At 69.2% G+C, this 357-nt stretch carries 1 protein-coding gene; it reads right to left on the bottom strand.

The window, feature by feature from the left end; all coding sequences use genetic code 11:
• Positions 1-357, bottom strand: a 357-nt coding sequence (locus R2R70_RS19265) for a DUF3422 family protein (protein WP_410978789.1), incomplete at both ends; no start/stop codon positions are given.

Here is a 357-nt window from a genome sequence, read left to right as displayed (position 1 = left end):
CACCGCGACGAAGCGGATGCCCGCGAGCCGCGCGAACCACGCGGCCGGGATCCCGTCGATCGCGAGATCGTCGAAATAGCCGGTGTCGCGACGCGGCGCGACGAACGTGAAGGTCGAGAATTCGGTGTGGCGCTCCCACTTCAGATGCCAGCCGCACGGCGACTGCACCGCGTAGTGGGTCGCGCCGTCTTGCGGCACGGCGATGCCGGTGTCGCGGCACAGCGCGTGCAGCAGCGTTTCGTGGATGTCGGGCTGGCCGTCCGTGTAGATCGCGTAATGCGTGAGCGACACCGCCTCGGCGATCCGCAGGAACGGCCGGGCATGCAATTCAGCGGCCAGTGCGGCGCGCAGCGGATG

The sequence above is a fragment of the Cobetia sp. SIMBA_158 genome, assembly GCF_046566945.1.
Lineage (GTDB): Bacteria > Pseudomonadota > Gammaproteobacteria > Pseudomonadales > Halomonadaceae > Cobetia > Cobetia amphilecti.
This window is presented reverse-complemented; position numbering and strand designations above follow the sequence as displayed.